The sequence below is a fragment of the Catenibacterium sp. UBA627 genome, assembly GCF_002299355.1.
Lineage (GTDB): Bacteria > Bacillota_I > Bacilli_A > Erysipelotrichales > Coprobacillaceae > Catenibacterium > Catenibacterium mitsuoka.
This window is the reverse complement of sequence record NZ_DBPF01000132.1, coordinates 1-7,962: the sequence shown is the minus strand read 5'-3', so window position 1 is coordinate 7,962 and position 7,962 is coordinate 1. Positions and strand designations below refer to the sequence as shown.

Genomic DNA, 7,962 nt, shown 5'->3' with positions numbered 1-7,962 from the left:
TCAGCTTCTGAACTTGCTCCAGTTCAGTATATTGCTCCTTATGCTGGTTGTGCTATTGCTGAAGAATGGCTTGACCAGGGTAAGGATGTATTAATCGTTTATGATGATTTAAGTAAGCATGCCGTAGCTTATCGTACAGTGTCTCTATTATTAAAGAGACCACCAGGACGTGAAGCTTATCCAGGTGATGTATTCTACTTACATTCAAGACTATTAGAAAGATCTTGTCGTTTAAATGAAGAAAATGGCGGAGGTTCTATCACTGCCCTTCCAATCATTGAAACACAGGCAGGGGATATCTCAGCATATATCCCTACTAACGTTATTTCTATTACTGATGGTCAGATCTTCTTACAGCAGGAATTATTCAATGCTGGTTTCAGACCTGCTATTGATACAGGTTTATCTGTATCACGTGTAGGTTCTACAGCACAGATCAAGGCTATGAAGCAGGTTTCTAGAAACTTGAAGTATGAATTAGCACAGTATGAAGAAATGCAGTCATTCGCACAGTTTGGTTCTGACTTAGATGCAGCAACTAAGAATGCGATTGAACATGGTGAACGTGTACGTGAAGTATTAAAACAGGCACAGTATGCACCAAGAGATGTTATTGATCAGATCATTACTCTATTTGCACTTGAAAATGGATTCGTTAAGAATGTTAAAGTGGAAAAGGTACAGGAATACATGGATGGTTTAGTAGAGAAGTTTGCTGTTGCACATAGTGATCTTCTTGATGAAATCAGAGAAAAGAAAGTATTATCTGATGAATTAACTGCTAAGTTGAAGGAAGCTGTTAAGGCTTATACAACTCAGTTCGAAAACTTACAGAAAGCTGAGGCTTAATTATGGCTGGGCAGATGCAAGCCATCAAGCGTCGTATCAAATCAATTGAATCTACTAAGAAAATCACAAGAGCTATGGAACTTGTTGCTAGCTCTAAGCTTTCTAAGACTAGAAATCAGTTGAATGACATGAAGCCTTATTATACACAGGTAAAGAATACTTGTGCACAGATCTTATCTTCTGCAGGAAATGATATTGATTCTCCTTATTTAGTATTAAATGATAAGGGTGAAGATGTTTATATCGTTATCACTTCTACTTTAGGATTATGCGGTGGATATAACTCTAATATCTTTAAGCAGGTTGAAGCATCAGTGAATGATGCCAAGAAGATTATTGCGATTGGTAATAAAGGCTTAAATCAGTTTAAGAAACATTTTAAAGGTGAAGTAGATGGTACTTATGTAGACCTTAATACGACCCTTGATTTTAGAAGTGTTGTGAGATTAGTTGCGTCACTTCTAGAAGGCTATAAGAAAAAAGAAATTAAGTCTATTCATATTGTATATACAGAATATGTGAATGATTTAACTTTTGTACCTAGAGATGTGACTCTTCTTCCACTTAAGGCAGAAGATCTTGTCTCTGATAAGAAATTCCATAAAGATACATTGTTTGAACCAAGTCCTGAATCAGTACTTGGAAGCTTAATTCCGATGTATTTACAGGCCGTTATCTATGGTTACTTGATTGAATCAGTGACTGCAGAAAATGCGTCTAGAAGAACATCTATGAAGAACGCAACAGACAATGCAAATGAATTAACAGATGAGTTGTTATTAAAATACAACCAGGCACGTCAGAGCGCGATTACGAGTGAAGTGAGTGAAATCGTTGCTGGTGCCAATGCACAATAAGAAGGAGGTGCCATATGGCTCTGAATGTTGGTAAGATTATCAAGGCTCAGGGTCCAGTTGTCGATGTACAGTTTGCTGCGGATAAAGATCTTCCAGATCTAAATACAGCCATTACAATTGATAACCATGGTGAAGAGTTAACTGTAGAAGTTGCTCAGCATATTGGTGATGATATTGTAAGATGTATCGCAATGGGTCCTACTGATGGTCTAACAAGAGGTATGGATGCTGTGGATACTAATGCACCTATTAGTGTTCCAGTAGGTAATAAAACACTTGGTAGAATGTTCAACGTATTAGGACATTCTATTGATGGTAAAGATGAATTGACTGAAGAAAAACATATGCCAATTCATAGATCAGCACCTACATTTGCTGATCAGAGAACAGAAACTGAAATTCTTGAAACAGGTATTAAAGTCGTTGACTTGATCTGTCCATTCATCAAGGGTGGTAAGATCGGATTGTTCGGTGGTGCCGGTGTAGGTAAGACAGTTCTTATCCAGGAATTCATCAACAATATCGCAACTGAACATAACGGTTTATCAGTATTCGCCGGTGTTGGTGAACGTTCTCGTGAAGGTAATGATTTGTACTATGAAATGAAAGAAAGTGGTGTATTAGATAAGACAACGCTAGTGTTTGGTCAGATGAATGAACCACCTGGATCAAGACTTAGAGTTGCATTATCAGCACTTACTATGGCGGAATATTTCCGTGATGAACAGGGACAGGATGTCTTACTATTCATCGATAATATCTTCCGTTTCACTCAGGCTGGTTCAGAAGTATCTGCCCTACTTGGACGTGTTCCATCTCAGGCAGGTTATCAGCCAACTCTTGCAACTGAAATGGGTCAGTTACAGGAACGTATTACTTCAACTAAACAGGGTTCTATTACATCAGTACAGGCTGTTTATGTACCTGCCGATGATATGACTGACCCTGCTCCAGCAACTACATTCACACACCTTGATGCAAGAGTTGTACTTGATCGTAGTATTGCAGCATTAGGTATTTACCCTGCAGTAGATCCACTAAACTCTTCTTCTAGAGGTCTTGATCCAAACGTTGTTGGTAAAGAACATTATGAAGTGGCTCATGGAGTAACTCAGATGTTACAGAAATATCAGGAATTACAGGATATTATCGCAATTCTTGGTATGGATGAATTGAGTGAAGAAGATAAACTTATCGTTGCACGTGCAAGAAGAATTAGAAACTTCTTATCACAGCCATTTACTGTAGCTGAACAGTTCACAGGTTTAGATGGTAAGTATGTACATGTTGATGATACAGTAAAAGGATTTAAAGAAATTCTAGAAGGCAAATATGACGATTTACCAGAGCAGGCTTTCCATAATGTAGGTACTATTGAAGAAGCAGTAAAGAAAGCTGAAACTTTAAGTGAGTAAATTTCATTTACATATCGTCACTCCTAAAGGTACCTACAGGGATGTAGACGTAGATATTCTGAACATCAGAACAACTGATGGTCAGATGGGTATACTTGCTCACCATATGCCATTGGCGAGTGGTGTGGAAATCGCCGAAATGAATTATAGGATTGATAAAGACAGATATGAATTCGCTGTTGGTGGTGGATTTGTTTATGTAGATGGTGATAATACTGTTACACTTATTGTGAATGATATTGAATCACCAGAAGAAATCGACTTACGCAGAGCTGAAGAAGCAAAAGCAAGAGCTGAAGAGAGATTAAGATCAAAGAATCCAGATGTCGATTATCAGCGTGCTGAAATTGCGTTAAAGAAGGCTATTACACGTATTCATGTCAAAAACAATTACTAATATCCAGGGTTATTCCCTGGATTTTCTTTTGGAGATGTTATGAAGAGTGATTATGTGAGAGTGAAGGATTATATTCCTGATATATATGTGGAACTACGTTATGCAACAGAACGTAATTTTACACATACTAAAGTTTATGATTTTGATGAAGCGTATTTAAGGCTAGGTACTACACTTAAACTCAAGAAGGTTCAGGAAGAGTTAAAAGAAATAGGTTATAGCTTAAAAATCTGGGATGCTTATAGACCATTTACTGCACAACAATACTTCTGGAAACTTATTCATGATGATGAGTTTGTTGCTGATCCGACATATGGTCCCAAGACACATAATTTTGGAAATGTAGTTGATGTGACTCTTGTAAAGAGTGATGGAAGTGAAATAGCGATGCCTACAGAGTTTGATGATTTTACTAGTAAGGCAAGTAGAGATTATTCATGGTTAACAGGAAGTCCTCTTAAACATGTTCTATTGCTAGAAGAGACAATGGAAAAATATGGCTTCATAGCATATGAGGGAGAATGGTGGCATTATACAGATGAAGATTCTTATGACTATATAGAATTCAAGCCAAATGAAAGACACAGCTAATAATGCTGTGCCTTTTTGATTATGATATAAATGATAAATGTAAGAAGTATTCCAATACATGCACCTGTGGAATCTATGAGAACATCTTTAAAACTTGCACTGCGCCCTCCTACAAAGAACTGGTGGATCTCATCTGAACAGGCATAAAGAAAACTGATCAGTAGAGATAGACATGCTTTAAAGCGTATAGGATATTTTTTATATGTAAACAAAAGTGACATTGTGAGAATACTTAAGATGAAATACGCAAACATATGCGCACATTTACGAATAATGAATTCTAGGAAACCAAAAGCTGCAGGTGATAATGCAGATACTAAATCATGCCCTGTAAGACTCTTTGAAATATGTCCTAATAGATATAAGACAGAATGAGAAGAAGATGCACTTGCTGGACCTGTTTGGCTAGAGAAAAAGAATATAAGTCCCATCCAGGCAATGATGAGTAGAGTGAGTAGAATACGTAATACTTTTTTCTTCATTATTTTTTCTCCTTTCTTAGGGTATCAATATACATCAGGCAAAGAAAAAATACAAATGAATAAGAAATTATATACAAATGATAGTATATATAAGTAATGAAAATACTTTCATAAGGGGGTTACTGATTATTCAGGGTGATGGTATAATATATTTATCAGTAATATAGATGTCTAAGGATTCAAAAAAGAGTAGTTAAAACCATAATAATATGAGAACTAAATAGAAGAATTGAATCAATAGAGATCAAACAGACAAAAGAAAATATTTCATGCACGGCCCTTTCATTTTTCATAAATTTTAGGAAATAATGTGAATTATTTTACCTAAATTGATGATTAATAATGTAGATGTTAAAATTTTTTGATATGCGAAGGAGAGTACATTTATGAAGAAGACACTTTTTAAGTTTTGGATTATTATTTTATCTTGTTTTATGGTTTTAAGTAATGCATCTCTACTAGCCTATAGTGAAGATATCAGTGATAATGAAAAGAATGATATTGCGAATAGCTTTAGATATACCGATGGAGAAACTAGAGAAGGACATTCTATGAGTCTCTTTCTACGTTCGGCAGTTGATTCTTCGTGGCCTCAGGATTCAAAAGCTATCGCAAAAGGTATTGATGTAAGTACCCATAATGAAAAGATTGACTGGAGAAGAGTAAAACAATCAGGTGTTGATTATGCGATTATTCGATGTGGATATGGTACAAATGAAACATCTCAGGATGACAAGAGATGGGAAGAGAATGTAAAGGGATGTGTAGAAAACAATATTCCTTATGGTGTGTATTTGTATTCTTATGCAGATACTGTCGCTAAGGCTTCTAGTGAAGCAGATCATGCGATTCGCTTATTACAAGGCAAGAAGTTAAGCTATCCTGTTTATTATGATTTAGAAGAATATGCAGTGCGTAATAAAGTGAGTAAGACAGGCATTGGTGATATTGCGGAAACATTCTGCAATAAGTTATCTGCAAAAGGATATACAGTAGGTATTTATGCCAGCAAGGATTGGTTTACGAATTACTTAACAGACAGTCGATTCTCTTCCTGGACGAAGTGGGTTGCACAATATAACAGTACTTGTACTTATACTGGTACTTATGATATGTGGCAATGTTCTTCTACTGGTAGCGTACCTGGAATTTCAGGACGTGTCGATTTGAACTATGCGTATAAGACGTTTAATGGTTCATCTAATGTGAATAAACCTCAATATTCTGATGGATTACATCAAGTCAATGGTGGACTTTACTATTATACAAATAACCAGATCAATAAATCTTATAATGGTATTGCATCCTATAATGGTAATGATTATCTGGTTGTGAATGGTAAGGTGGATACTTCTAAAACTGGATTTACCCAAGCAGGTGTGAACTGGTATATGTTGAATGCAGGTAAGGTGAATAAGAACTTTACTGACCTGTATTACTACAATAAGAACTGGTTCTATATCAATAAAGGTGTATTGGATTGGTCATTTAATGGTCCGGTTCCATACAACAACAATATCTATTATGTAGAAAGCAGCATGATTACCTGGAAGTATAATAATGTAGCAGCTTATAATGGCATTAAATATTACTTCTCAAGTAGTCAGATTGATTATGGATTTAATGATTTATTCTATACGGGTGATACCTGGTATTATATAAAAGGTGGAAAAGTAGATACAGGATTTAATAGTCTCTACTATTTCAATAATAATTGGTATTATATAGAAAATGGGCAAATTACCTGGACCTATACAAGTCTAGTTAAATATAATGGAGTTATTTATTATGTTGATCGTAGTATGATTAGATGGAATCATCGAGGCTTAGTAGAATCAAATGGTACTTTGTATTATGTTTCAAATAGTATGGTTGATTATAATTTCAATGACCTTTATGAACAGGATGGAAAATACTACTATATTAAGAATGGTCAGGTAGATAAGAGTTATACTGGTATTTGTAAATATAATGGTAAACGATATTATATTGAGAATGGTGTGATTAATTCGCAATATACAGGTGTTGTAGAGAATGGTGGAAATTATCTCTATGTCACTAAGGGAATTGTAGATGAAAATTATACCGCATTAACTTACTATAAGAACAACTGGTATTATTTTGATAATGGTTCAGTTAACTGGAACTACAGCAACTTAATTCTTTACAACAACACTTGGTACTATATTCATAAAGGTATGATTCATTGGGACTACAATGGTGTTGTTCAGTACTATCAGACAAAATATTGTGTGAAGAATGGTGAGGTTGCCTGGAATTATACAGGACTTGCACAAAGTGAAGATGGTACTTGGTACTATATTAAGAAGGGTGTTGTAGATTATAGTCATTCAGGACTTATTTATTATAATAATGAATGGTTCTATGTGGATCATGGTGTGATCAACTGGGATTATTGTAGTTTAGTTCTTTATGATAAGAGATGGTATTATGTGGATCATGGAAAAATCAATTGGGGCTATACTGACTTAGTGAAATATGGAGAAACATGGTACTATGTGAGAAATGGTGAAGTAGATTGGAATTTTACTGATGTCGTTTATTATTATGGCACTTGGTATTATGTGAAGAAAGGTAAGCTTGATTGGAACCACACAGGCTTATTCCAACACTCAGGTACTTGGTATTATGTAAAAGATGGACGTATCAACTATAGCTATAAAGGTCTTGTTTATCATTCTGGTAATTACTTCTATGTAGAAAATGGTGAGATAAACTGGAACTTCAATGGTTATGCCCAGGTGAACAATAAAGGAACTTACTATAAAGTAGTTAATGGTAAACGTGTTTAGAAATGATGAGTATGATCGATATCCTCCTATTAGGAGGATATTTTTTATGAGAAGAATTATTTATCTAAAAAAAGTGGATAAAGGGATATGTTTAGAGGAGTATTTAAACATTAAGTATAATAAAAATACAATCTGATACAAATAATTGATTATAAAGAACTATAAGGGTAGAATAAATATGGGATGATAATCCTATTCTAAAGAAAGGAGGCGACATTTCATGAAGAAACTAAGTAAGTTGTTATTAGGCTTGATTTTATCTTTTATGGTTATTCAGGTACCTCTTGCTTTGAATCATTCTGTTTATGCATTAGATGATGAAACAACAGAAGATGTGATTACACCAAAGTCTGGACTTATGTATGAAGATAATCAGTTTGTCTATTATTCAGATGGAGAAGTAAACAAAGACTTTAAAGGACTCGCTGAGTATGAAGGTGAAAAGTATTATGTACAGAATGGGACTGTAGATACAAAGTTAACTGATGTAGTCTATATTGATGGTACTTGGTACTATATTGATAAGGGTCGCTTGAATGAAGAAACAAGGGATGTTAT

7 protein-coding genes and 1 pseudogene are annotated in these 7,962 nt (G+C 34.9%); 7 read left to right on the top strand and 1 reads right to left on the bottom strand.

Annotated elements, in window-relative coordinates:
• The 5 genes and pseudogenes from B2S90_RS08895 to B2S90_RS08875 form a co-directional block, all read left to right on the top strand.
• Nucleotides 1–849: pseudogene (locus B2S90_RS08895) on the top strand (F0F1 ATP synthase subunit alpha); the annotation flags it as partial.
• 2 nt (nt 850–851) lie between these two features.
• Complete coding sequence (atpG, locus tag B2S90_RS08890; RefSeq protein WP_055232989.1) at nt 852–1,706, top strand: ATP synthase F1 subunit gamma; 855 nt, start codon at nt 852–854, stop codon at nt 1,704–1,706.
• Between the two features lie 14 nt (nt 1,707–1,720).
• Nucleotides 1,721–3,121, top strand: coding sequence for a F0F1 ATP synthase subunit beta (gene atpD, locus B2S90_RS08885; protein WP_055232991.1), 1,401 nt, complete (start codon nt 1,721–1,723; stop codon nt 3,119–3,121).
• Nucleotides 3,114–3,518: an ATP synthase F1 subunit epsilon gene (gene atpC, locus B2S90_RS08880; RefSeq protein ID WP_055232993.1), complete on the top strand. Its 405-nt coding sequence runs from the start codon at nt 3,114–3,116 to the stop codon at nt 3,516–3,518. The genes atpD and atpC overlap by 8 nt, the downstream gene beginning before the upstream one ends.
• A gap of 39 nt (nt 3,519–3,557) precedes the next feature.
• On the top strand, nt 3,558–4,109 hold the full coding sequence (locus B2S90_RS08875; protein ID WP_055232995.1) for a M15 family metallopeptidase: 552 nt from the start codon (nt 3,558–3,560) through the stop codon (nt 4,107–4,109).
• Here the strand turns inward: B2S90_RS08875 and B2S90_RS08870 are convergent.
• Nucleotides 4,106–4,591 (bottom strand): VanZ family protein, encoded by a 486-nt coding sequence (locus tag B2S90_RS08870; RefSeq protein WP_286696918.1) that lies wholly within the window; start codon nt 4,589–4,591, stop codon nt 4,106–4,108. The genes B2S90_RS08875 and B2S90_RS08870 overlap by 4 nt on opposite strands.
• A gap of 386 nt (nt 4,592–4,977) precedes the next feature.
• Here B2S90_RS08870 and B2S90_RS08865 point away from each other — a divergent pair, with 386 nt between their 5' ends.
• Both B2S90_RS08865 and B2S90_RS08860 read left to right on the top strand, forming a co-directional pair.
• Nucleotides 4,978–7,404, top strand: coding sequence for a GH25 family lysozyme (locus B2S90_RS08865; protein ID WP_286696917.1), 2,427 nt, complete (start codon nt 4,978–4,980; stop codon nt 7,402–7,404).
• A 220-nt stretch (nt 7,405–7,624) separates the two neighbouring features.
• A partial coding sequence (locus B2S90_RS08860) for a hypothetical protein (protein WP_286696916.1) occupies nt 7,625–7,962 on the top strand: 338 nt, incomplete at its 3' end.

Coding starts and splice junctions, on each gene's coding strand:
- atpD (WP_055232991.1), top strand. CDS start 1,721: ATGGCTCTGAATGTTGGTAAGATTATCAAGGCTCAGGGTCCAGTTGTC.
- atpG (WP_055232989.1), top strand. CDS start 852: ATGGCTGGGCAGATGCAAGCCATCAAGCGTCGTATCAAATCAATTGAA.
- B2S90_RS08870 (WP_286696918.1), bottom strand. CDS start 4,591: ATGAAGAAAAAAGTATTACGTATTCTACTCACTCTACTCATCATTGCC.
- B2S90_RS08865 (WP_286696917.1), top strand. CDS start 4,978: ATGAAGAAGACACTTTTTAAGTTTTGGATTATTATTTTATCTTGTTTT.
- B2S90_RS08875 (WP_055232995.1), top strand. CDS start 3,558: ATGAAGAGTGATTATGTGAGAGTGAAGGATTATATTCCTGATATATAT.